The sequence below is a fragment of the Chitinophaga sp. XS-30 genome, assembly GCF_008086345.1.
Lineage (GTDB): Bacteria > Bacteroidota > Bacteroidia > Chitinophagales > Chitinophagaceae > Chitinophaga.
Genome location: NZ_CP043006.1, coordinates 1,374,556 through 1,398,057, shown reverse-complemented (window position 1 = coordinate 1,398,057; position 23,502 = coordinate 1,374,556). Strand labels below are relative to the sequence as shown.

Here is a 23,502-nt window from a genome sequence, read left to right as displayed (position 1 = left end):
CTCGCATTCATGGAACCTTTTTCCATTCTCATCCGTGATCAGGCTTATGAGGTCAGTCCTTACGTTAAAGGCTATACGGTATCTTTTCATGTGACGGCGGCAGACAGCAGGATCATTTTTGAGCTGGATGAAGAAGACCAGCTTCGTGCCGTAACCGCCGGCGAGCCGGTTGATGCGGAGCTGGTGATGCAGCTGGCGGAGGCTATTACAAAACATTTCTTGAAATGAGCCGTTATGCCAGTTCCCGGTGCAGGGCCTGCTGCTGAAGATATTTTTTTACCATCTCGTATAACCGGTCAAAATTTACGGGCTTTGTCAGGTAATCGTTCACACCTGCCATCAGTGCAGCTTCCTGCTGCTCGCTGAACGCATCCGCTGATATAGCGATCACGGGAATATGCTTTAACAGGGGATCCTGGCGGATCAGGCGCAGGGTATCGTACCCATCCAGCCTGGGCATGTGCATATCCATCACGATCAGGTCCGGAAGTAACTGACGGGCTTTACTGATGCCTTCTTCCCCGTTGCAGGCAATCGTGAGCTGCAGTCCCAGATTGGCAAAGAAGCGGTCCATGATCATCTGGTTCACTTCACTGTCTTCCATCAGCAGCACTTTTTTATCTGTCGGTACTGCGGAGTATGTTTTTTTAGCGGGAAGCTGGAAAGCTTGTGGCGCCAGAAGTCCCTGCTTCAGGGGCAGGATCACGGTAAAGGCCGTGCCTTCGCCCGGTTCGCTGCGGACCTCTATGCGGCCCTCCATCAGTTCCACAAGGCGGCGCGAAATGGCAAGCCCCAGGCCGGTACCGCCAAATTTCCGGTACACAGAACGGTCGGCCTGTTCAAATGGCTGAAAGATCAACGGAAACTTTTCTTTTGGAATACCCATCCCCTCATCCACAACACGAATATGCCAATGGTCTGCATCCGGGCAATGGAAATGCAGATGCACCTTTCTGCCGCCGGGAGTGAATTTGATGGCATTGGCGAGCAGGTTATTCAATACCTGTGCGAGATGCACCCGGTCCCCCAAAATGTATTCGGGCAATTGCGGATCTACCTGTACCTGCAGGCTTACCCCCTTTATCTTCGCGGCATTCTGGTAGATGTTTGCTACACCGCGTACCCATTCTCCCAGATGAAAAGGTGCAATTTGCAGATCATCCGTACGCCCGGCCTCGATCTTCGCCAGCTCCAGCACATTGTTGATGATCTCCATGAGACCATGGCTGCTGGCATTGATATTCTCAATATAATCCACCACACTGCGCGGTATCTTGTTTTTGTTCCGGCGATCGTTCAGCAACAGGTAACTTATGCCGATAATGGCATTCAGCGGGTTCCGGATCTCATGGCTGATCTCCCGGAGAAAGGTTGATTGGGCGGCATTGGCCCGTTCTGCCTCATCCTTTGCCTCAATGAGACTGGCTTTCAGGCTTTCCAATTCGGATACGTGCTGCTCCAGCAGCATATCTTTCCGCTGCAGTTCCTCGTGATTGCCCTGCAGGTGATGCAGGATGCTCTCTACAACGATCCTGCTCTCGTTGATCTCATGCGTCCGCTGTTTCACTTCTTCCTCCAGCACCTGGTTATAATTCTCCAGCTTGTGGTAGGCGGTTTGCAGCTCTGCTTCCTTGCCTGCAATATCGTCCCGGCTCAGTTTCAACGCATCATTCCTCACATGAAGCGTCCTGAGCAGGCCAATGATACTGCTCTGGTGAAAGCTGATGACCAGGCCCTGCAGGAATACCACAACGGACATGATCAGCCAGCGGAACAGATTGCTGTCTGAAGCAGAAAGCATCATCGGCTCAAAAACACCGAAATAATAATTCGATTCCAGCATGATCATACCAACGATAGGCAGGGAAATACAAATGCAACGTAACGCCTTCTCACGCCGGGAACATACAAGCAATGGCACACAAATAAGAAAGAGCCCCAGGAAATGCACCTGGGTCTGTTCACCGAACAATATGCCATAGTAGAGCATGACGGCAGAAAAGACGAATGTCAGCCCGAACTTGGCCAGTGGATAATGTCCTTTTTTATTGAGCAGCAGAATGCTGAAGAAGCCGGAAACAAAAGCCATTGCCGTATAACAGATGATCCATTGTCCGGAAATAACAGATAACAGCACCCCGTAGAGGCTGCATAACAGGGCCGTAATAAAACTGAAAGAGTTCACCACCATAATCCTCTTCGCCTCGTCATCTTTCACCGCTGAAGTAAGGCCTGTTTTCTTAATGATATTGAGCCAGTGGCTGATCATTGATATAACACTACCTGCTCCAAATGTAAGCCTTTTTCACATATGATCAACTTTTCAGATAGGAGCAATTTCATTATCAAATTATTGGTTATCAATAAAATATGTTTAATTCAATGAAATTTGTCGGGCAAACCAACAACAATCCATTAACAAAACATCCGTTGGCAAAAAATTAGCCCGATGAAGATCGGGCCATTCGAAATTTACTCTCCAATTTATGATGAACTTACTGGTAATCGAAATAGTCACGGACCGGAAGCCCGCTGAACTAAGATAATAACACAAAATAGTAATAATTGTTAAACGCTTGTTAACAAAAAAGCATGAAGAAGGAAAACTGAACAGGTCCGGAGAGACCTCCAGACCTGTTAAATACGCTCCAAATTAACCTATGACAGCCCCGTTTATGGTCACCCTGGACCCCAAAACTGCCATATGCGCCCAAATATAGATCAGCCCGACAGGTTATAATGTTAAAAGTCTGTTATTACACGAACGTGTGAATGGCTGCGCAACTGATGGGCCATTACCCATCATGGCATTGCATAAAGAAACCCCGGCAAGGAATTGCCAGGGCTTTACCATTTAACCTAACTATATGCTGTAACAGCAACTAGTACTTTAATATGTTGGGTATTGAGACTATTCAAGTATTTAGACGGCCTTTCTGTCAAAAACATGTGCGTGGCACCATATATCTGCAGGAAAAATTACCGGGACAGCTAACAGCAGCAGCCCGGAAGATGTAAATTTGAAGCATGAACCGCATAGACCGGCTTACCGCCATTCTCGTACAGCTCCAGGGGAAAAAAATAGTGAAGGCCCAGGAAATTGCTGACCGCTTCGATATCAGCCTCCGTACCGTGTACCGGGACGTGAAGGCGCTGATGGAGGCCGGCGTTCCCATCGGCGCTGAAGCTGGCACCGGCTATTATATCGTAGACGGATATCATCTGCCTCCCGTCATGTTCAACCGTAGTGAAGCTGCGGCATTGCTGACAGGGGAAAAACTCATGGAAAAACATAGCGACATTTCCAATCAGCAGCAGTTCAGCAACGCCATGCAAAAGGTCCGGGCCGTTCTGAGAGGGAGCGACAAGGATTTCCTGGAATCTCTGGACGGCAACATTGCGGTATTAGGCAGCAATCGCGGGGACAGCCAGTTCCCGAACAGGTTCCTCAGCGAGATACAGGAGGCGCTGGCCCGGCAAAAGGTCCTCTCCATCGAATACTACTCCTTTTACAACGATTCCGTTTCCCGCCGTGAAGTGGAACCGATCGGCATTTTCCATATGAGCAGCAACTGGCATCTTATCGGCTTCTGCCGGCTGCGGCAGGACTACCGGGACTTCCGGGCCGACCGGATCAAAAGCCTGACCCTCACCGACCAGGCATTCGACAAATCCGCCCGTATCAGCCTGCAGGAATATATCACCCATGAATTTGAGTCGGACCCGGACCAGCCTGTGCTCGTAAAAGTGCGGTTCACACATGATGTTGCGCGTTGGCTGCAGGAACAAAAATATTATTACGGCTTCGTGGAAGAAAAAACCGAAGAAGATCATGTGGAAATGAGCTTTCTCTATCATAGCCTCGGTCACTTTGCCCGGTGGCTGCTGATGATGGGCAAATGCGCCACCATTGTTGAGCCGGAGGACCTGAGGATATTGATCCGGGAAAGGATACAGGAGCTGGCGAAACATTATGGCTGAGGGTACTGCTGCTGACATAAGGTTGTCAAAGCGCCGTATTTTCTTTGTTGAAAATTACATCGTATGCAAAAGACAGACCTTTCCAAAGAGCAGAAATACTACTACAAGGCAAGGCCCACCCCCGAGCTGGTGACTATCGCCCCGGCAGACTACCTTACCATTGAAGGCGCGGGAGACCCCAATGGGCTTGTTTTTGCCGCCAGGGTAAAAGCCCTGTACAACGTAGCCTATACCATTAAAAAGATCTGCAAGCTGCAGGAGAAAGATTTCAAAGTGCCGGCGTTTGAAGGCTACTGGTGGACGCAGAGCGGAGATCAGGTGTCCGACGTTCCCAAAAGCGAGTGGTACTGGAAACTGGTCATGCAAATGCCCGGATTTGTGTCCATTCATGATTTCCGGCAGGCGGTGGCGCTTGCGGGCAACAGGAAAACCGCGCACCTGGATGAATTGCGGTTCGAGCGGTTGCCCGGTACGCTGGCCGTACAGATCCTTCACACCGGCCCTTATCACCAGGAAACTGCCAGTATCATGAAACTCCTGGAATACATCGCGCAGCACCAGCTGGAGGTCAGCGGTATGCACCACGAGATCTATCTGAGTCAGCCCGGCCGCACGCCGGAAGAAAAATTGAAAACAATACTGAGGCTGGATGTAAGATCGAAATGATCATTTGCCGTCATCGCCGCCGATACCCAGCATTTCTATCGCCTGGGAGGCGGCGATCTGGCTGGCGTCTTTCTTGTTGAAAGCCTTGCCGGTGCAGATCAGTTCCCCGTTGAGCATGGCGCCAACGGTGAAAATACGGCGCCCGTTGTCCATCTGCTCCTCTATCAGCTCAAATTCCAGCGTTTTACCCTGTTTATTGGCCCAACCATAGAGTTTGTTCTTGTGGTTCATCTCCACGGTCTCCAACGCCTCCAGGTCGATATACGGCACCAGGATACGCTTATGCACGAACTGCTTGGTCTGGTTATACCCGCGGTCCAGGTACACGGCGCCAACAAGGGCCTCCAGGGTGTTGCCGAAGATCTGGCTGATCTTGAGAAAGCTGTTGTACTTGTCGTAGATCGTCAGCTTGCGCAGGCCCATTTTGATGGCAATATCGTTGAGCTGTTGCCGGTTCACGATCTTGGAGCGCATTTCTGTAAGGTAACCTTCTGTTTTGTAGGGGTATTTCTTGAAGAGGTAATCACCGATGATTGCTCCCAGGATGGCATCGCCGAGGTACTCCAGCCGTTCATTGCTTTCGAGAAATTTCTCTTTGCTGGAACGGTGGCTCAGGGCTACTTCATACAAAGCCATATTACCGGGATGAAATCCGAGCAGGTTATAAAGGTCTTTGTACAACTGCCTTTTTCTATAAACGAGCTTATATAAGAAACCTGGAAGTATTTTCACACAATCAAGGAACAAATGTTTTGAAAATAACAGAGGCATTATGCCCGCCGAACCCGAAGGTATTACTGAAGGCTGCTCTTACTTTTCGCTGTTGTGCGACGTTAAAGGTAAAGTTTAACTTGGGATCCAGTTGGGGATCGTCTGTAAAATGGTTAATGGTAGGGGGAACAAGGCCTTCCAGAATGCTTTTGATAACGGCGATGGATTCAACTGCCCCTGCTGCACCCAGCAGGTGCCCTGTCATGGATTTGGTGGAGCTGATGTTCAATGCATATGCCGCTTCTCCAAATACCTGTTGAATGGCCTTTACTTCCGCAATATCGCCAAGCGGAGTAGAGGTGCCATGTACGTTGATATAATCTATGTCTTCCGGCTTGAGACCGGCATCGTTCAGCGCGGTCCTCATCACATTCATGGCGCCCAGCCCTTCCGGGTGAGGGGCCGTGATATGATGGGCATCTGCCGTAGCACCGCCACCGGCCAGTTCAACATAGATCTTTGCTCCGCGGGCCATGGCATGCTCGTAGCTTTCCAGTACCAGTGCACCGGCGCCCTCGCCCATCACAAACCCGTCGCGGTCCAGGTCAAATGGCCTGGATGCTGTTTTCGGATCATCGTTCCGCTCACTCAGTGCCTTCATGGCATTAAAGCCGCCAACACAAGGCTCATTGATGATGTTCTCTGATCCGCCTGTAATGATCATGTCTGCCTTGCCCCAGCGAATATGGTACATGGCATCGATGATCGCATTTGTTGCCGAAGCACACGCAGAAACAACTGAAAAATTAGGGCCTCTGAACCCATGACGCATGGATATGTGCCCTGCGGCAATATCCAGTATCAGCCGTGTGATGAGAAAAGGACTGAAACGCGGCGTTCCATCGCCGGCATAAAACTCCTTCAACTCATGACTGAAATTGATCATTCCACCCACACCCGTTCCCCAGATCACACCCACCCTGTCAACATCCACACTGTTCCGGTCCACTTTTGCATCGGACACGGCCTGGTCGGCTGCAATAACGGCTGTTTGCGTAAAGGGGTCCATTTTACGGGCCTCCTTCTTGTCGAGGTAATGCGCGGGATCAAAATCTTTCAGCTCACAGGCAAAACGGGTCTTGAATTTAGAAGCGTCAAACTGCTTGATGAAGTCAGCGCCGGATACACCGCCCGCCAATCCCTGCCAAAAAGTATCAACGGAATTACCGAGCGGTGTCAGCGCGCCTAAACCTGTAACGACTACTCGTCTTGGTTGCATTAAAACAGTTCTGATTAGTTGGATTATTTTACGTGTTCTTCCAGGTAAGCAACTGCCTGGCCAACAGTGGTGATAGTCTCTGCTTGTTCGTCAGGAATGGAGATGTTGAATTCTTTTTCGAATTCCATGATCAGTTCTACAGTATCCAAAGAGTCAGCGCCTAAGTCGTTGGTAAAGCTGGCTTCAGGAGTTACCTCGGCCTCGTCAACGCCTAATTTGTCGATAATGATCTTTTTAACTCTTGATGCAATGTCTGACATAATTTTAAGTGTTTTTGGTTTAAAACTTGACTGCAAAAATATAATTTTTATTGAATTGCCAAGACGAACCTCAAATTTTACCCCATAATTTACCAATTACTTAACTTCTCTAATCTCCCGTGAATCGCGCTTATGGCGGGTTGCGACCAAGTTTCACGCTTTTCCATATACGCAAAAAACCTTATGTCACCTCCCGTATTTACACCATATATATATGGTATCCGTCTCCAAATATACTCTTATATAGCATATAAGTGTTACGACATTCAGGTTGACCATTCAACCCGCTAAATCCACCACTTAACCATATTTGAAACCTGATGGCCACTGTCCTGACGTCCAATTATTAAATTTGTCCAGCTACGAATTCCCGTAACTTGCGATTACCCGAACATTATTAAAGATAAGCATCCGCCTTTCCGGCGCCTTGAATGAAAACTGACAATAGCATCATACTATATTTATAATATCCAAACATGCGTAACAAGTCCATACGAATCATCATCCTGTTACTAGTTCTGGTAGCCGCCGGCTACTTTGCCTACAGACTGTTCACGAAAAGCGGCAAAAAAACACCTTCCGGCCAGCAGGCTGCAGCACGCCCCGCCGGGAGACCGATCCTTGCCGATGCTTATGTAGTTAAACCCGTTACGCTGGATGAGAGTATTGAAGCAAGCGGTACACTTCAGAGCAATGAAGAAGTGGAACTGAAACCGGAGATCACCGGCCGGATCACTCATATCAATTTTAAAGAAGGCGTGAAGGTAGGCAAAGGCACTTTGCTCATCAAACTGTACGACGGGGACATTCTGGCACAGATCAGGAAGCTCGAATTACAGCAACAGCTCGCGAAAACCACCCTGGAACGCCAGGAGAACCTGCTGAAGATCAACGGCATCAGCCAGCAGGATGTGGATGTAACGGCCAACCAGTTCAGCGCATACGGCGCGGATATTGAGTTCAACAGGGCGCAATTACAGAAAACGGAGATCCGCGCACCATTCAGCGGAACCCTGGGGCTCCGGTATGTCAGCGAAGGCGCCATTGTGGGACCAACAACGATCATGACTACACTCCAGCAGCTGGACCCGCTGAAGATCGACTTTTCCGTACCGGAAAAATACCGCAATGCCATTCATAAAGGCGATCCTGTGTTCTTCACCGTTACCGGAGACACCAGTAAATACAGGGGTAACATTTACGCCATCGACCCGAAGATCGATCTGGCTACCCGCAGCGTGAAGATCCGCGCAATGGTACCCAATGCAAACGGAAGGCTGTTCCCGGGCTCTTTTGCCAAAACGTCCATCTCCCTGAAAGATAACCCGAACGCCATCATGATCCCTTCCCAGGCTGTGATCCCCGGCACCCGCAACAAACAGGTGATCGTGGCGGACAGCGGCCGCGCAAAATTCGTGATCGTGGAAACCGGTGTCCGGAACGAGAATAACGTACAGATCCTGAATGGCTTGCAGCCAGGCGACACCGTTATTACCAGCGGCATATTGCAACTTAAGCCCGGCATGCCTTTTCAGTATAACAAGGTGCAGTAACCGATATCAAAAAGAAGAACATGAGCTTACCTTCCATATCCCTCAAACGGCCGGTACTGGCCATAGTGATGAACCTCATCATTGTGATCTTCGGCCTTGTGGGCTTTTCATTCCTCGGGGTGCGGGACCTTCCCGCCATTGACCCCCCGATAGTGAACGTGCGCACCTCCTATCCGGGCGCCAACTCAGACATCATTGAAACACAGATCACCGAAACGCTCGAAAAAGCCATCAACGGCGTAGCCGGTATCAAGAATATATCTTCCCTCAGCAGCCAGGGCAGCAGCAATATCACCGTGGAGTTTGAACTGGGAGAAGACCTGGAGGCCGCTACCAACGATGTGCGCGACAAGGTTTCCCAGGCTGCGCGCAACCTGCCGCAGGATCTGGAAGCACCGCCCGTGGTAACCAAAGCGGATGCCAACTCGGATGCTATCATCTCCATGACCGTGCAAAGCAATACCCGCAATCAGCTGGAGATCACGGAATATGCCACCAACGTGCTGCTGGAGAAACTGCAGACGATTCCCGGCGTCAGCGCCATACAGATCTGGGGCGAAAAAAAATACGCCATGCGCATCTGGATGGACCCTGCCCGGCTCTCCGCTTACAGCCTCACACCCGGAGACGTGATGCAGGCCCTGCAAAGAGAGAATGTGGAACTGCCCTCCGGCAAGATCACCGGCAATGCCACGGAACTGACCGTGCGTACCTTCGGGCGGCTGGACACGGAAGAAGAGTTCAACGCGCTCATCATCAGAAATATCAATGGCGCCGAGATCCGCCTGCGCGACGTAGGACAGGCCGTACTCGGCCCCGAGAACGAAGAGACCCAGCTGAAGGAATCCGGCATTCCCATGATCGCGCTCGCGCTCGTCCCCCAGCCCGGCACCAATTACGTAGCCATCGCGGAAGAATTCTATAAAAGATACGAGAACCTGAAAGCGGAAGTACCGGAAGATTTCACGCTGAATATTGCGATGGACAATACCAGCTTCATCACAAAAAGTATCCATGAAGTGCAGGAAACACTCATCATCGCACTGGTGCTGGTGATCCTTATCATATACCTCTTCTTCCGGGACTGGCTGATGGCCCTCCGCCCTATTGTGGACATTCCGGTATCGCTGATCGGTGCATTCTTTATCATGTACCTCTGCGGTTTTACCATCAATATCCTTACCCTGCTGGCAATTGTTTTGGCAACCGGACTTGTGGTGGATGACGGTATCGTGGTCACGGAGAATATTTATAAAAAGATAGAAGCAGGCCTGCCCAGGATGCGCGCCGCCAAGGAAGGCTCCGAGGAGATATTTTTTGCGGTGATCGCCACCTCCATTACACTGGCCTTCGTATTCCTTCCCATCATCTTTCTGCAGGGTTTTGTGGGCAGCCTGTTCCGGGAATTCGGGATCGTAGTGGCCGGCGCGGTGCTGATCTCCGCATTCGTATCGCTCACGCTCACGCCGGTGCTGAACGTAAAGCTGGCGCGTAAAACCCATAAACATTCCTGGTTCTACGAAAAAACAGAACCTTTCTTTCGCTGGATGGAAGAGGGTTACAGGAGCTCACTTTCCGCTTTTATGAAAGCCCGCTGGGCGGCGGTGGTCATCATCGCGGTCTGCCTCGGCATGATTTACATCATATTCAACAGCCTGCAGTCTGAACTGGCGCCGGTGGAAGACAGAAGCAGGTTCCGCCTTTCCATCACCGCGCCGGAAGGCACATCCTATGATGCGATGGATACGTATGTGACCAACCTCGTGCAGTTCCTGCAGGATTCCATTCCGGAAAAGGAGGTGATCCTTTCTGTTACCGCTCCGGGATTTTCGGGCGCCGGTGCGGTCAACTCTGCATTCGCCAACGTGGCGCTGAACGATCCGCATGAAAGAGAGCGCTCTCAGAATGATATTGTGAACATGGTGAACCGCAACATGTACCGCTTCCCGCAGGGAAAAGTATTTGCCATAGAACAGCAGACTATCCAGGTAGGCCGGCGCGGCGGCTTGCCCGTAGCTTTCGTACTGCAGAACGTGAACTTCGAAAAACTTTCCTCCGTTATTCCCCGCTTCCTCGAAGAAGCAAACGATCATCCTGTATTTTCAACGGTGGACATCGATCTTAAATTCAACAAGCCGGAGCTGCGCGTGAATATCAACCGCGCAAAAGCAAGCGAACTTGGCGTTTCCGTAGAGGATATCTCTTCCACCCTTCAGCTGGCCCTGAGCAACCGCCGTTTCGGGTATTTCATCCGCAACGGCAAACAATACCAGGTCATGGGGCAGGTGTTCCGCGGAGACCGTGATGACCCGATCGATCTGCAAAGCATTTACGTCAGGAATACCCGCGGTGAGGCTATACAGCTGGATAACCTGGTCACCATTCAGGAAGAGACCAGCCCTCCCGTGATCTATCACTTCAACAGGATGAAGTCCGCCACCATCTCCGCCGGCCTTGCGCCCGGCTACACCATTGGCGATGGCATTGCGGCCATGCGCGGTATTTATGACAAGCTTAAACAGGAAGAGGTGATCGATGCTTCTTTTGATACCGCCCTCAGCGGATCTTCCCGCGATTATGCGGAAAGCGGTTCCAATACCATGTTTGCACTGTTGCTGGCGCTGGTGCTGATCTACCTGGTACTGGCCGCTCAGTTTGAAAGCTGGGCAGACCCCCTTATTATCATGCTTACCGTGCCGCTGGCATTTGCAGGCGCCCTGCTTTCGCTCCGGATATTCGGGCAAACCTGGAATATCTTCTCACAGATCGGGGTGATCATGCTGATAGGCCTGGTGACCAAGAACGGTATCCTGATCGTGGAGTTCGCCAATCACATGCGCGATTCCGGCAAGGAAAAGGCCGCCGCTGTGGTAGATGGCTCCGTCATGCGCCTGCGCCCTATTCTGATGACCAGCCTTACCATGGCGCTGGGTGCACTGCCCATCGCGCTGAGTATCGGCGCTGCGGCAACCAGCCGTATTCCGCTGGGCATCGTGATCGTAGGAGGCATCATGTTCTCCCTGGTGTTGACGCTTTACGTGATCCCGGCGATGTACACTTTCCTCAGCCGCAGGAAAAAGAATGTTGAATATGAAAACGCGCTCCGTGAAGAGAATCCGGAAGCAGCTGCAGCAGCGGCACACGCATAAATGTATAAATCACCATGAAATTGACACGACAGCTTTTTGCAGCAGGATGTTTTTCAATATTGTTCGCACAGGCCGCCCGCGCACAGGAAGTGCTGACGCTGGAACAGGCGATAGACCTCGGACTAAAAAATAATTTCGACATCCGGATGGCCCGCAATGATGCGGAAGTAGCCGCGAATGATTTTGCATATGCCAACTTTGCCTTTGCTCCCCGTATCAATGGCACAGCCACCAAAACCTGGAGCAATATGGCCACCAAACAGGAATTCGGCAACGGCTCCAAAAGAGATACCAGCGGCCTGAAAAACCAGCAGTGGCAGACCGCTGTTAACCTGAACTGGACATTGTTCGACGGTCTCAAAATGTTTGCCACCCGGCAGCGCTTCCAGGCCATAGAGATATTGGGGGAACTGAGCGTTAAAAATCAGGTGGAGAACACCATCGCCAATATCATCAACAGCTATTACAACATCGCCCAGCAAAAACAGCAGCTGCGGGCCCTGGCGGAGCAAATGGATATTTCCAGCGAACGGGTGAAACTCTCGGACGCCAAATTCCAGACAGGCCTTGCTCCTAAAACGGACTGGCTTCAGGCGAAAGTGGATTACAATGCCCAGCGCGCCATGTGGCTGCGCCAGCAAACGGCCATTGAGCAGAGCAAAGCGGCGCTTAACCAGCTGCTGGCCATTGCGGATGAAAGCACCAACTACGATGTGCTGGACACCATACCGGTGAACCTTGGCCTCTCCTTCGGGGCCATCCTGGAAAATATCGGGAACACCAATCCGCTGCTGCAGGTGGCCCGGCAGAACCTGGAAATATCACGCATCACACTGAAAGAACGGACCGGCGACCTCTTCCCGGTAATCTCCTTCAACTCGGCATACAACTTTAACCAGTCCCGCGCCAGTGCTGCCGTGAACCAGTTCAGCCCGGTGTTCAACCAGAACAGGGGCTTTAATTACGGTTTTTCTGCCACAGTGCCCATCTTCAACGGGCTTAACGCACACCGGCAGATCAAGGCCGCCAAGCTGGACATCCAGTACCAGCAGCTGGCGCTGGAGAATCAGCAGTCACAGGTCAACCTGTTCCTGCGGAATGCGTTCCGGGATTATGAATATTATAAACAGGCCCTCAGTCTTGAGGAAGAAAGTGTAGAGCTGGCCAGGGAAAATGTGATGGTGGCGCTGGAACGGTTCAAACAGGGAGTTTCCACTACGCTGGAGCTGAGAGAAGCACAGGAGAGCCTGGAACTCGCCGCATACCGCCTGATCCAGGCGAGATACAACACCAAAGTGGCGGAAACGGAACTGATGCGGCTGAAAGGAGAATTGTTGAAATAAACGGGAACCCGCCTCATCCAGGCGAGGTACAACACCCAAGCGGCGGAAAGCCGGGTTCTCTGAAATAATTTAAACGGAAATGATGAATGCGGAGCCGGTTGCGAAAGCGGCCGGCTTTTTTGCCGCCATGATAAAGCCCCTGCGGTGAAATGAAAACGCCCTAAGGCTGCGCCGTGCCGGTAGTATCCTGGTCTTCCGGTTTCAGCCCGCGGTCTTTCACGAATTTCGCATACGATTGTTTGATGAAGAGCATCAGATCATAATCAGATGCATTCATGAGGAAACTATAGCTGGGCCGGTGTACCAGCATAAAGGTATCCAGCATCGGCGTTTCCAGTCGGGTGAGCTTGGCAACGAGTTCAGGGTTATAGCGGTAATCGATATGTTTTTCCTTTTCCCAGTACACCAGCTGTTCACCGAATTTCTCTTTACGTTTGCGCGTCTTGCTCGGGATGAGGTAACTCAGCGCTGTAATGGGGTTGGCCGGAAGGGTTTTCAGCACGTCCATGGCCCCGGGCCTTTTATAGCCGAAATACCTTCCGTACTCATCACGGATGGCCAGCGAATCCCGGTGATAGATGCGGCCACGCACATTTACGCCCTGTAATCCGAATATCTGTCGTTTCAGCTCCACGTTCTGATTGGAGGAAATGCCGGGTGCAACCATCTGGTACCGCACATAACTGAGCATGGAAAACTCTATCGTATCCCCGGGCAATGCCTCAATATAATACCGCCCCGTTTCGTTGCTGATGGTGCCGGACTTCGATCTTTTATTCCATATACTTACAGAGGGCAGGCCCGCACGGCTGTCCGCGTCCGTTACCATTCCCGTAATGCGCACCTGGGCTGCCGCTTCCTGCAACAGGAACAGCGTACATACGAAAAGTGCAACAGCGTATCTAAACAGAGAATACTTCATACTAATCTTTCAAATTTAGCGTTCCCGTGCCAAATGAAAAGTTAAAAATAATTCCGGCGGATCAATACACCTGACCCGCGCGCATAAATCCGGCATTCATCAACCGAATATCATGCCATACGCCCATCGGTGGCTCCCCAACGCTGATGATCATTTTCAGGGTTTTCCGCAGTAATTTTACGGGATGGACACTATGCGCATCATTGAATATGGCAGCTGCGATCACCAGGCCATGATACAGTTGCGGGACAGGATACTCCGGAAGCCCCTGGGTCTCGTTTTTTCACCGGAATACCTCCGGCAGGAGATAAATGATGTGCTGATCGGTTGTTTTGAAGAGGAACGGATCCTGGGCTGTTGTATTCTCACTCCCGTGAACGATATAACGGTACAATTGCGGCAGATGGCAGTAGATGAGCACCTGCATGGTAAAGGGACCGGCAGCCGGATACTGTCTTTTGCGGAGGAACAGGCCCGGAACAGCGGTTTTGCTGAACTGATGATGCATGCCCGGAAGGTAGCTGCGCCATTCTACATCAGAAATGGCTACTCGGTCAGGGGAGAGGAATTTGTGGAAGTAGGTATCCCCCACTATGAAATGTTCAAACGGCTGTAATCTGAAAAAATGGATTGCAGCAGGATGCTGAAAGCATTACGGGCGTCCTCACTGGCAAATGCACTGGTGGGGATGAGGAAGAAACTCCGCTTGTCCCGGTACAAAAAAAAGAACGACCGCGTTTCCACGATCTGCGAAAAATTCCGCCAGGACAAGGAACGTTCACCGGCCGTTCCGGTAGAAATAGCCAGTCCTTCTTCGTTATAACGTAAACGGATATTGTCTTTGAAAGTTGCCGCCTTGTTGTAGGTAGATACAGGGAGCAGATACCAGAATGCCCACCCGATGATGATCATCATCACACAGATCCCGAGCAATGCATTAAAATTGACGACCCTGAAGAGATAACCGGCAATAGCCGCAATAAGCAGGATGATCAGCGTATTGCGGAAAACCTTTATCTCGCCTCTTCTGAGAAAGTGGAAACGTAATGCATTAATGACCTCTTCCTTGTTGTAAGTAAACTGCAAAAAGTGCATTCAGCGAACTTACGAAAATTTTCAAATCAGGAAAAGGAGGAATTATTTCGAAGCGGTCACGGAAATAGGCGCATCCAGGTCATCACGGTAAGATACCGGTGCGCTCTTTTTCTTTGTGGCGGAAACATCGTGTTTGTCCGTCAGATCATCTTCGTTGAGCCCGGGGAAATTCTTTTTGATGAACTTAAGGTACTGCTGCAGCACTTTGGGATCTACCTTGAAAGGAGCCACCACTGCTTCATGATCATCACCGGTCAGCACAGGGCTGTTGTTGATGCGGGTTTCATTTTGCAGATACCATTTATAAAGATCGACCATTGCTTTTTGCATTTCACAATCGTCTACCTTCTCCACCTGGGATTGGGATTGCGGAAGCGTCCAGATGAACTCTTCCAACCTGTTTACATTGGCAGTTTTGGCTTTAGCGCCTTTATCGGGCTTATCACCATTATTTCTCTTATCACCGTTATTGGCGATCGCTGCAGTGGCCGCTACCGTAACGAGCATCAGCAAAAACAACAGCTTTTTCATAAGGGTATATTTTAAGAGCCTAAAAATACAAAATAAATCATATAAAATATGTTCCCGGTACAAATCCGTATTTCTACGGTACAAACAGTGGTTTTAACGGTATCAACTGCTCGCGGGATGTACTAAAAAGACGACCGGTTGTTCAAAAAGTTGCAACATGCCCCGGATTTTTCTAAAAAAATGCTGAAAAGCCCGCTTTGAGGGTATGATTTCGGCAATCTGCTCACCGCAGATCCTGCTGGGATACCTCAAAAACGGCCAATTCCCGTTGTTCCCTGTCCATAAATACCACTTTCAACCGCCGTTTCCCTTTCACGCCCGTTACGCTCAGGCTGGCGAAATTCTGCGTGACCACCAGGGTGCCGGGCACCCGGTAAGGGTTGTTCTTCTCATTGCCGTACAGCACTCCGCCCACACCGGAGGTCAATGGAGAGCTGGTAATATCATATAAAGGATAGGTGTCTTCCCTGGGCAGGCGGATCACCTCCGAGTGATGCCGGTCTCCGGTGAGGAAAATGATGCCGGGGATGTCATTGCTTTTCAAAAAGCGCATAAACGATTCATATTCAACGGGGAAATGATGAAAACTGTCATAAATGGAGATCGGGTTCAAGGCCTGGCTCCCGGTCACAATGAACTTGAAGGTTGCATTGCTCTGTATCAGGGCATTGCGCAGCCATTCCATCTGCTCATCCCCGTACATCTTTTTGTCCGGATTGGGCTGCCCGTCCACACTGTCCGGCAATTCTCCGGCGCTGGACCAGTAACGGCCGTCCAGCAGGAAGAAATCCACATCGCTGTAACTGTATTTGGTATAAATGCCCCGGCCGTTCTCCCCAAAAGTGGGATTCGGCCAGTATTGGGAGAATATCTCCCGGGAAACGTCCCGGAAGATGTAGGATTTATTGGCGTTATTGGGCCCGAAATCATGATCGTCCCAGATGGCGTAGTGCGGCATGGCCTGCAGAAAGCCTTGCAGCACCGGCATGGACCGGTCGCGGTGCGCACGGTACTGCAAACCCGGCACCGAACTGTAATCCACTTCCCGGGTGTACCAGTTGTCGCCCAGCCACAGCATGAAATCGGCCGGAGTGCGGGCCATCGTTTCGAAAATGGAGGAATCGTTCCCGTAAGGCTTGCCGGGGCGGTCAAACGGCGGTTCATTGAAGTAGGCGCAGGAGCCGGCCAGGAAAGTGAAGTCCGGCGCCGGAACGCGGTGCTGCCATAAAGCCTTGGTGGTGAACATCGCAGGGGCAGGCAGCCGCACTTTCCCGCCGTTCAGCAAAACATCGTATGCATAGGTCGTGCCCGGCTCAAGGTTGGCCAGGGTGATCTTCAGCGGATTGTACCGGTTGCCCAACGCCCCCTTCCAGGCTTCGGTCTTTGCCAGGGCCGGTTTCCCTTTCGGATAATACCGGATCGCCACCTGCTTTACGGCGGGGGCAACTTCCAGCCAGATAATAACATCGCGCAGTTCCACCGATCCCGCCATCGGGCCGGCAATGAGCGATCGTTGTGCGGTAACGGCAGGCGGACCTTGCGCCAGGGCGCTGCCGGTAAAACAGATCAGGAGAAAGAGGGACAGGAAACGGTTTGCCATAAGGGTAGAAATTACGATTTCAAATATATGGCATTACGGGGAGGGACTTGCCTGCACAGACACCGGATTTATTTATTTTTACGTTAAATGAAGGCATATATCAACTGGAGCGGGGGCAAAGACGCCTCCTTTGCCCTGTGGCAATTGCAGCAGGAGGGAAAATACGATATCCGTTACCTGTTCACTACGCTCAGTGGCGCTCACCGCCGGGTATCGATGCATGGCGTGAGAGAAGCGCTGCTGGATGAGCAGGCGAAGCAAACGGGCATCCCGCTGGTAAAGGCCTGGCTGCCGGAAAATGCATCGATGGAAGATTATAATGCCATTATGCAGGAACAGCTGTCCGCTTTCGGGGCCGAAGGTGTTGAACATGCCGTTTTCGGGGATATATTCCTGGAAGACCTGCGCACTTACCGGGAAACACAACTGTCGAAAGTGAGCATGCAGGGCCTTTTTCCCTTGTGGAAACAGGACAGTGCCCGGCTGGTAAAAGCTTTCATCGCAGCCGGATTTAAAGCTGTTGTTGTTTGTGTGAATGCAAAATACCTCCCGGCCTCTTTTGCGGGACGGCTGATAGACGAGGCCTTCCTCGCCGATCTCCCTGCAGGCGTTGACCCCTGCGGAGAAAACGGCGAGTTTCACAGCTTTGTTTTCGAAGGCCCCATTTTTAAAGCGCCTGTCGCCTTTAAAACAGGCGAAACGGTAGAACGTTTATACACCCCGGCCCGGGATGAAGGAAGTAATTGCTATAAAGATGAGGGCGATGACTGCTTCAACACCACACCCACCGATTGGGACACCCGGTTTTATTTCTGCGATCTGCTCCCCGTCTGATCGTTTCACCCGCATTTCCTGAAAAAACAAAAGCAATGGAAAAATCCATTGCTTTCGAGAGTCATTTACAGTGCAAGAAGATTCTTGCGGTGTAGGAATATTTGGTTTTTCATAGGACAGTAACCATATAAAAATTAATACTTAAACAAATATAAAATAAATTAAATAAATAGAAAGGATTAACATGTAATATTTAAAAACCTCAAAATACACCCTGTTAAATAGTCAAATATCAAAAAAATGGTGTTTTTTTAGATGTAATCGAATAAAACTTCGCTTTTTGAGGGGCAGATTATTTTTTGTTCTTAACAAATAGCGTCCCAAAACTGAAGATTTTCCACTACAAAAGGGCATCGGAAGAATTCGATCGCTAACAAACGGCTTTCGGGATATTTCGTTTGGCTGGTTTTTGCACTGCTTTTTGCGCAGGACTACTACCGGAACATTCCCTGGTACGAGCATGCGGGATTGGAGGCGCCCGGAGCCGGGTCAACGGATATCGGAAAACATCCAACGAGCCGTTCCCTGGCAGGCGATTGCGGACTGCGGTTTAACGGGGTCTGATAAAGGTCGAAAGGGAATTGGTTTTCAGCGTATAAAGGAAGCTAGTCATACCTGGTAAGGTCTATTCCTCATCTTCTTTTGCCTGCTCCGGAGGAACAAGCAGGATGATCTTCTTCAGTTAGGGGAAAAGAAAAAGGGCACCTAGAAAAGCGCCCTCAATTTGTTACTATCCTATGAAAACCCTATTTAAAATCAAAGGTATATCTATATTAACTTTATTTGAAATTTTTACCTCCGAATAACAAATAATTAACAAAGTTTTTTTATCATTTGTCCCTCACAAAGCCAATACCACAGCGACTTTCAGCGATCGGCAAAAAACACAAAAACGGATTATGCTTTGTTAAACATTCCTAAACTACATCCCGTTTTTGTCAGCTGCAGCCCATGCTGTTGCCGCAGTTAAGACATTTGTAACAAGTGCCGGAACGAACGGTGATATGACCGCATGTATTACAGGCCGGCGCATCGCTTTGCATGCTACGCATGTATTCCTGCGTTCCTCCTTCGCTGCTGGCTGCAGCCACAGGCTGACTTTTTACGGCCTTCTGGGGCGCCTGTCCGGCTACGGCGCCGATCACCCTTACATTGGAAAGCTCCGGTTTTACTGCCGGCTCATCCCATTCCTCTTCCCCGGTATTGCCGGGTCCGTCAAGGATATGCACGAGGTCCGTCCGCCCGAGATATTCATATCCCAGCACACGGAAGATATAATCGATCAGTGATGTGGAAGATTTGATATTCGGATGATCCACCATACCGGCCGGCTCAAACCTGGTGAACACGAACTTGTCCACAAACTCTTCCAGCGGCACGCCATATTGCAGGCCTACGGACACAGCTATGGCAAAGCAGTTCATCAGGCTGCGCAGGGTGGAACCTTCCTTGGCCAGGTCGATGAAGATCTCTCCCAGTGTGCCATCGTTGTACTCTCCGGTGCGCAGAAAGATGGGCTGTCCCCCCACTTTGGCTTTCTGGGTGAACCCGCGGCGTTTGGCAGGCAGGGTCTTTCTTTCCACGATGCGGCTCAGCGCACGTTTCAGAGAGGTGTCGGAACTGGCCAGCATGCGCTTGTTCAGCTCTTCCAGCAGCTCATCGATGGTCAGCTGGTTCATATCGATGATCTGTGCCCCGGTATCCGCTGCTTCGGCGGTATCCTCCTTTTTCTTCCGTTTGTCACTCTTGTTGCTTAACGGCTGGCTCAGCTTGGAACCATCCCGGTACAATGCGCAGGCTTTGAGGCCCAGCTCCCAGCTCAGCTTGTAAGCATCTGCTATTTCTTCCACCTGGGCCTCGTTCGGCAGGTTGATGGTTTTGGAAATGGCGCCGGAAATGAAGGGCTGTGCAGCGGCCATCATGCGGATGTGGCCATGGGGGTGGATGAAACGCTCTCCTTTTTTGCCACACTTGTTGGCGCAATCAAATACCGGGAGGTGTGCATCCTTCAGATAAGGTGCGCCTTCCACGGTCATCGTACCGCAAACATGATCGTTGGCGGCCTCTATCTCTTCATCTGTAAACCCAAGTTCATGCAACAGGCTGAATTCCATATTGAAATACTGTTCCGGCTTGAATCCAAGGCGCTGCAGGCATTCTTCGCCCAGGGTGTACACATTGAACACAAAAGCAATATCGAAAGAAGAGGCCACCGCACTGTCCAGTTTCTTCAGTTCCTCTGCTATGAAGCCTTTTTCGCTCAGGCTCTGCTTGTTGACATAAGGGGCGCCGGAGAAGCTGCCGGTGCCTTTGGCATAGTCCACGATCGCTTTTACTTCATTGTCCTTATACCCTAGATGGCGCAGGGCAGTGGGGATGGATTGATTGATGATCTTGAAATACCCGCCGCCGGACAGTTTTTTGAACTTCACGAGCGCGAAATCAGGCTCCACACCGGTCGTATCGCAATCCATTACCAGGCCAATGGTGCCGGTGGGGGCGATCACGGTGGATTGTGCATTCCTGTACCCGTGCTGCTCACCGAGCTTCACGGCATCGTCCCAGGCTTTTGTGGCGGCTTTCAGCAGGTAATCCGGGCAATACCGGGCATTGATCCCCTGCGGCCTGATCTCCAGGCCTTCATACGCGTCCGCGGCATCGTAGGCGGCGGCCCGGTGATTGCGCATTACCCGCAGCATATCGCTTTTGTTCTCTTCGAATTTCGGGAAGGGGCCGAGGTGGGCGGCCATTTCGGCGGAGGTCCGGTAGGATACGCCGGTCATGATAGCGGTAATAGCGCCGGCAATGCCGCGGGCTTCCTCGCTGTCATACGCTATCCCGCTGACCATGAGCATGGAACCGAGATTGGCATACCCGAGGCCCAGGGTACGGTAATCGTAACTGAGGCGGGCCACCTCTTTTGAGGGGAATTGAGCCATCAGCACGGATATTTCCAGCACTACGGTCCATAACCGCACCGTGTACTCGAACCCGCTTACATCGAATTGCGTGGTACGCTCGTCGAAAAAGCGGCGCAGGTTCACGGAGGCCAGGTTGCAGGCTGTATTGTCCAGGAACATGTATTCGGAACAGGGATTGGAGGCGTTGATGCGCCCGCCCTGGGGGCAGGTATGCCATTCGTTGATGGTCGTGTCGTATTGGGTGCCGGGGTCCGCACAACGCCATGCCGCGTAGGCGATCTGGTTCCACAGATCACTGGCTTTCACGGTTTTAACGGTCTTGCCGTTCATGCGGCCTTTGAGTTCCCAGTCGCCATCCGCTTCCAGCGTATGGAAGAAGCTGTTGGGGATGCGTACGGAATTATTGGAATTCTGCCCGCTGACGGTGCGGTAGGCTTCTCCTTCATAATCAGCGGAATAGCCGGCGGCAATGAGGGCCGCTACCTTCTTTTCCTCTTCCATTTTCCAGTTCACGAATTCCAGTATCTCGGGATGGTCCAGGTCCAGGCACACCATTTTGGCTGCACGGCGGGTAGTGCCGCCGGATTTGATGGCGCCGGCCGCCCGGTCGCCTATCTTGAGGAAGCTCATCAACCCGCTGGAGGTACCGCCGCCGCTCAGCTTTTCGCCTTCACCGCGGATCTGCGAGAAATTCGTGCCCACGCCTGAACCGTATTTGAAGATCCGGGCTTCCCGGACCCAGAGGTCCATAATACCGCCATCATTTACCAGGTCATCGCTCACGCTCAATATAAAACAGGCATGCGGCTGCGGCCTTTCGTAGGCGGATGTTGATTTTTCCAGCTTGCCGGTGCGCTGTTCCACGTAGTAGTGGCCCTGGGGTTTGCCGGTGATGCCGTAACTCTCATGCAGGCCGGTATTGAACCATTGTGGGGAATTGGGTACGCAGGCCTGGTTGAGCATGCAATACGCCAGTTCCTCATAGAACACCTGCGCATCTTCCTTTGAGGCAAAGTAATCATATCTTTCTCCCCAGGCGCGCCAACAATTGGCCATACGGTGCACAACCTGCCTGACGGAGGTTTCGCGGCCGGTAGAACCGTCCGGCTGAGGTACGCCTGCTTTACGGAAATATTTCTGGGCAAGGATATCCGTGGCGATCTGCGACCACGACCGGGGGACTTCCACATTATTCATCTCAAACACTACATCACCTCCCGGGTTGCGGATCACGGAGGTACGGAGATCGTATTCAAACTGGTCATACGGACTCACGCCTTCCCGGGTGAAGTGACGGGAAAACGCCAGGCCTCCAGCCTTGGTAACTTGATTTTTCATGCCCTAAATAATTTAATACAGGATTAGCAATTCGATTAATTAATAACTCTCTATGCGGGATTACTAAAATAATTTTTAATGATATCGATTCCCAGTTTTATTATCCACAGCCTGTGCATAAGGGTGTTGTCTGCGCCGATTAACATTTAACGGCAAAAGAGGGGGAATTGGCATCCTTTTGGCGTTATTTCGGTTGGAGATTCAACGTCATACATATTTATGAAACCCTGTACCTTATTAGAAAAAAATTTATACATTTGCGACAACCGGAACAATGCAAAATTAATGTACAGAAAAATATACAGTTCCTTCATCGAGAGAAAGGCAAAAGGTATAAAGTCATTCGCAGTGCTGATAGATCCGGACAAGGTGACCCCTACCGGGATCGTTGATCTGGCTGCTAAATGTACGGAAGCCGGGGTTGATTATATTTTTTTGGGAGGCAGTCTTGTGATCACCCATCACCTCGATGAGGTGGTTCAGCAGATCAAGGCCACCTGCTCAATTCCAGTGATCCTTTTTCCGGGCAGTCCTTCGCAGGTGTCGAAATATGCGGATGCCCTGCTTTATCTCTCCATGATCTCCGGCCGCAACCCGGAACTGCTGATCGGCCAGCATGTGGTATCTGCCGCAGCCGTTAAAAAAAGCGGGCTGGAAGTGATCTCCACCGGCTATATGGTCATTGATGGCGGCGCGCCCACCACGGTTTCCTATATCAGCAATGCCGCCCCGATTCCGGCGGACAAGGATGATATTGCCATGTGCACAGCCATGGCCGGTGATATGCTTGGGATGAAAGTAATCTTTATGGATGCCGGCAGCGGCGCCCGGAAACCCATTGCCGAAAGTATGATCCATCGCGTAGCCAGCCAGGTGGAAGTTCCCGTGATCGTTGGCGGCGGCATCAAAGATGCCGAAAAAGCATACCTCAACTGCAAAGCCGGAGCTGATATTATTGTTGTTGGCAATGCTATCGAAAAGGATACGTCCCTGATCAAGGAAATAGCAGATGCTGTACACCAGGCGCCCGTCTCCTCAAGGCACTGAACACCACTTCAATTGCCGTAAACTTTTCCAGTATTCCAAAAATTATTGATTGTTTGTAGAAAGTAATAAAAACTTCACGAAGGTTATATATCTTAGCACGGAAATTTAGAGCTAGTAGAAAACCAGAACAAACCAACCGATCCCTGGCATAACGTGAAGTATGCTCCCGTGAAAGCAATTGTCCATCCAGTTGAGATCAAAGTTTTTTCATTCCCTTGTTAATCGACCTGAACGGATTTCACAAGCCCCCTGAAATGGGGACGTTACAGGTA

18 protein-coding genes are annotated in these 23,502 nt (G+C 50.9%); 9 read left to right on the top strand and 9 right to left on the bottom strand.

Annotated elements, in window-relative coordinates; translation table 11 throughout:
* Window positions 1–9 precede the first annotated feature (9 nt).
* Window positions 10–228, top strand: coding sequence for a hypothetical protein (locus FW415_RS05900; RefSeq protein ID WP_148383354.1), 219 nt, complete (start codon window positions 10–12; stop codon window positions 226–228).
* Window positions 229–232: 4 nt separating this feature from the next.
* On the opposite strand, the gene FW415_RS05895 is transcribed toward FW415_RS05900, so the two are convergent.
* Window positions 233–2,269: an ATP-binding protein gene (locus FW415_RS05895; protein ID WP_148383353.1), complete on the bottom strand. Its 2,037-nt coding sequence runs from the start codon at window positions 2,267–2,269 to the stop codon at window positions 233–235.
* 758 nt (window positions 2,270–3,027) lie between these two features.
* On the opposite strand from FW415_RS05895, the gene FW415_RS05890 reads away from it, so the two are divergent.
* Entirely contained in the window at window positions 3,028–3,981 is a 954-nt protein-coding gene (locus FW415_RS05890; protein WP_148383352.1) for a YafY family protein, read from the top strand.
* 63 nt (window positions 3,982–4,044) lie between these two features.
* Complete coding sequence (locus FW415_RS05885) at window positions 4,045–4,647, top strand: GyrI-like domain-containing protein (protein ID WP_148383351.1); 603 nt, start codon at window positions 4,045–4,047, stop codon at window positions 4,645–4,647.
* On the opposite strand, the gene rnc is transcribed toward FW415_RS05885, so the two are convergent.
* From rnc to FW415_RS05870, 3 genes are read right to left on the bottom strand one after another with little or no spacing between them, the layout of a single operon-like run.
* Window positions 4,648–5,328, bottom strand: coding sequence for a ribonuclease III (gene rnc, locus FW415_RS05880; protein WP_246858943.1), 681 nt, complete (start codon window positions 5,326–5,328; stop codon window positions 4,648–4,650).
* A gap of 55 nt (window positions 5,329–5,383) precedes the next feature.
* Window positions 5,384–6,637 carry a beta-ketoacyl-ACP synthase II gene (fabF, locus tag FW415_RS05875; RefSeq protein ID WP_148383349.1) on the bottom strand — a complete coding sequence of 418 codons (1,254 nt, stop codon included), beginning with the start codon at window positions 6,635–6,637 and terminating at the stop codon, window positions 5,384–5,386.
* 23 nt (window positions 6,638–6,660) lie between these two features.
* A complete protein-coding gene (locus tag FW415_RS05870; RefSeq protein ID WP_012788038.1) occupies window positions 6,661–6,897 on the bottom strand; it encodes an acyl carrier protein in 237 nt (78 codons plus the stop codon).
* 476 nt (window positions 6,898–7,373) lie between these two features.
* Here FW415_RS05870 and FW415_RS05865 point away from each other — a divergent pair, with 476 nt between their 5' ends.
* Genes FW415_RS05865 through FW415_RS05855 form a run of 3 tightly spaced genes read left to right on the top strand, consistent with a single transcriptional unit; the run spans window position 7,374 to window position 12,942 of the window.
* Window positions 7,374–8,450 carry an efflux RND transporter periplasmic adaptor subunit gene (locus FW415_RS05865; RefSeq protein ID WP_148383348.1) on the top strand — a complete coding sequence of 359 codons (1,077 nt, stop codon included), beginning with the start codon at window positions 7,374–7,376 and terminating at the stop codon, window positions 8,448–8,450.
* Window positions 8,451–8,470: 20 nt separating this feature from the next.
* Window positions 8,471–11,599, top strand: coding sequence for an efflux RND transporter permease subunit (locus FW415_RS05860; RefSeq protein ID WP_148383347.1), 3,129 nt, complete (start codon window positions 8,471–8,473; stop codon window positions 11,597–11,599).
* Window positions 11,600–11,613: 14 nt separating this feature from the next.
* Window positions 11,614–12,942, top strand: coding sequence for a TolC family protein (locus FW415_RS05855; protein ID WP_148383346.1), 1,329 nt, complete (start codon window positions 11,614–11,616; stop codon window positions 12,940–12,942).
* Window positions 12,943–13,102: 160 nt separating this feature from the next.
* Here the strand turns inward: FW415_RS05855 and FW415_RS05850 are convergent, their stop codons facing one another.
* Window positions 13,103–13,864: a carboxypeptidase-like regulatory domain-containing protein gene (locus FW415_RS05850; protein WP_148383345.1), complete on the bottom strand. Its 762-nt coding sequence runs from the start codon at window positions 13,862–13,864 to the stop codon at window positions 13,103–13,105.
* Window positions 13,865–14,048: 184 nt separating this feature from the next.
* On the opposite strand from FW415_RS05850, the gene FW415_RS05845 reads away from it, so the two are divergent.
* A complete protein-coding gene (locus FW415_RS05845) occupies window positions 14,049–14,480 on the top strand; it encodes a GNAT family N-acetyltransferase (RefSeq protein ID WP_148383344.1) in 432 nt (143 codons plus the stop codon).
* Here the strand turns inward: FW415_RS05845 and FW415_RS05840 are convergent.
* The 3 genes from FW415_RS05840 to FW415_RS05830 form a co-directional block, all read right to left on the bottom strand.
* Window positions 14,456–14,959 carry a YcxB family protein gene (locus tag FW415_RS05840; RefSeq protein WP_148383343.1) on the bottom strand — a complete coding sequence of 168 codons (504 nt, stop codon included), beginning with the start codon at window positions 14,957–14,959 and terminating at the stop codon, window positions 14,456–14,458. The two genes, FW415_RS05845 and FW415_RS05840, sit on opposite strands and share 25 nt — an antisense overlap.
* Window positions 14,960–15,001: 42 nt before the next feature.
* Window positions 15,002–15,490, bottom strand: coding sequence for a hypothetical protein (locus tag FW415_RS05835; protein WP_148383342.1), 489 nt, complete (start codon window positions 15,488–15,490; stop codon window positions 15,002–15,004).
* A 223-nt stretch (window positions 15,491–15,713) separates the two neighbouring features.
* Complete coding sequence (locus FW415_RS05830) at window positions 15,714–17,090, bottom strand: alkaline phosphatase (RefSeq protein WP_148383341.1); 1,377 nt, start codon at window positions 17,088–17,090, stop codon at window positions 15,714–15,716.
* An 87-nt stretch (window positions 17,091–17,177) separates the two neighbouring features.
* Between FW415_RS05830 and FW415_RS05825 the strand changes: the two genes are divergently transcribed.
* Window positions 17,178–17,924, top strand: a complete 747-nt coding sequence (locus FW415_RS05825; protein WP_148383340.1) for a diphthine--ammonia ligase — start codon at window positions 17,178–17,180, stop codon at window positions 17,922–17,924.
* Between the two features lie 938 nt (window positions 17,925–18,862).
* Here the strand turns inward: FW415_RS05825 and FW415_RS05820 are convergent.
* Window positions 18,863–22,183, bottom strand: a complete 3,321-nt coding sequence (locus FW415_RS05820) for a vitamin B12-dependent ribonucleotide reductase (protein ID WP_148383339.1) — start codon at window positions 22,181–22,183, stop codon at window positions 18,863–18,865.
* 285 nt (window positions 22,184–22,468) lie between these two features.
* Between FW415_RS05820 and FW415_RS05815 the strand changes: the two genes are divergently transcribed.
* A complete protein-coding gene (locus FW415_RS05815) occupies window positions 22,469–23,230 on the top strand; it encodes a geranylgeranylglyceryl/heptaprenylglyceryl phosphate synthase (protein ID WP_148383338.1) in 762 nt (253 codons plus the stop codon).
* Window positions 23,231–23,502: the final 272 nt, after the last annotated feature.

What these genes read in the sequence shown, in the direction of transcription:
- FW415_RS05900 (WP_148383354.1), top strand. Translation starts at nt 10, where the DNA reads ATGGAACCTTTTTCCATTCTCATCCGTGATCAGGCTTATGAGGTCAGT.
- FW415_RS05895 (WP_148383353.1), bottom strand. Translation starts at nt 2,269, where the DNA reads ATGATCAGCCACTGGCTCAATATCATTAAGAAAACAGGCCTTACTTCA.
- FW415_RS05890 (WP_148383352.1), top strand. Translation starts at nt 3,028, where the DNA reads ATGAACCGCATAGACCGGCTTACCGCCATTCTCGTACAGCTCCAGGGG.
- FW415_RS05885 (WP_148383351.1), top strand. Translation starts at nt 4,045, where the DNA reads ATGCAAAAGACAGACCTTTCCAAAGAGCAGAAATACTACTACAAGGCA.
- fabF (WP_148383349.1), bottom strand. Translation starts at nt 6,637, where the DNA reads ATGCAACCAAGACGAGTAGTCGTTACAGGTTTAGGCGCGCTGACACCG.
- FW415_RS05870 (WP_012788038.1), bottom strand. Translation starts at nt 6,897, where the DNA reads ATGTCAGACATTGCATCAAGAGTTAAAAAGATCATTATCGACAAATTA.
- FW415_RS05865 (WP_148383348.1), top strand. Translation starts at nt 7,374, where the DNA reads ATGCGTAACAAGTCCATACGAATCATCATCCTGTTACTAGTTCTGGTA.
- FW415_RS05860 (WP_148383347.1), top strand. Translation starts at nt 8,471, where the DNA reads ATGAGCTTACCTTCCATATCCCTCAAACGGCCGGTACTGGCCATAGTG.
- FW415_RS05855 (WP_148383346.1), top strand. Translation starts at nt 11,614, where the DNA reads ATGAAATTGACACGACAGCTTTTTGCAGCAGGATGTTTTTCAATATTG.
- FW415_RS05850 (WP_148383345.1), bottom strand. Translation starts at nt 13,864, where the DNA reads ATGAAGTATTCTCTGTTTAGATACGCTGTTGCACTTTTCGTATGTACG.
- FW415_RS05845 (WP_148383344.1), top strand. Translation starts at nt 14,049, where the DNA reads ATGGACACTATGCGCATCATTGAATATGGCAGCTGCGATCACCAGGCC.
- FW415_RS05840 (WP_148383343.1), bottom strand. Translation starts at nt 14,959, where the DNA reads ATGCACTTTTTGCAGTTTACTTACAACAAGGAAGAGGTCATTAATGCA.
- FW415_RS05835 (WP_148383342.1), bottom strand. Translation starts at nt 15,490, where the DNA reads ATGAAAAAGCTGTTGTTTTTGCTGATGCTCGTTACGGTAGCGGCCACT.
- FW415_RS05830 (WP_148383341.1), bottom strand. Translation starts at nt 17,090, where the DNA reads ATGGCAAACCGTTTCCTGTCCCTCTTTCTCCTGATCTGTTTTACCGGC.
- FW415_RS05825 (WP_148383340.1), top strand. Translation starts at nt 17,178, where the DNA reads ATGAAGGCATATATCAACTGGAGCGGGGGCAAAGACGCCTCCTTTGCC.
- FW415_RS05820 (WP_148383339.1), bottom strand. Translation starts at nt 22,183, where the DNA reads ATGAAAAATCAAGTTACCAAGGCTGGAGGCCTGGCGTTTTCCCGTCAC.
- FW415_RS05815 (WP_148383338.1), top strand. Translation starts at nt 22,469, where the DNA reads ATGTACAGAAAAATATACAGTTCCTTCATCGAGAGAAAGGCAAAAGGT.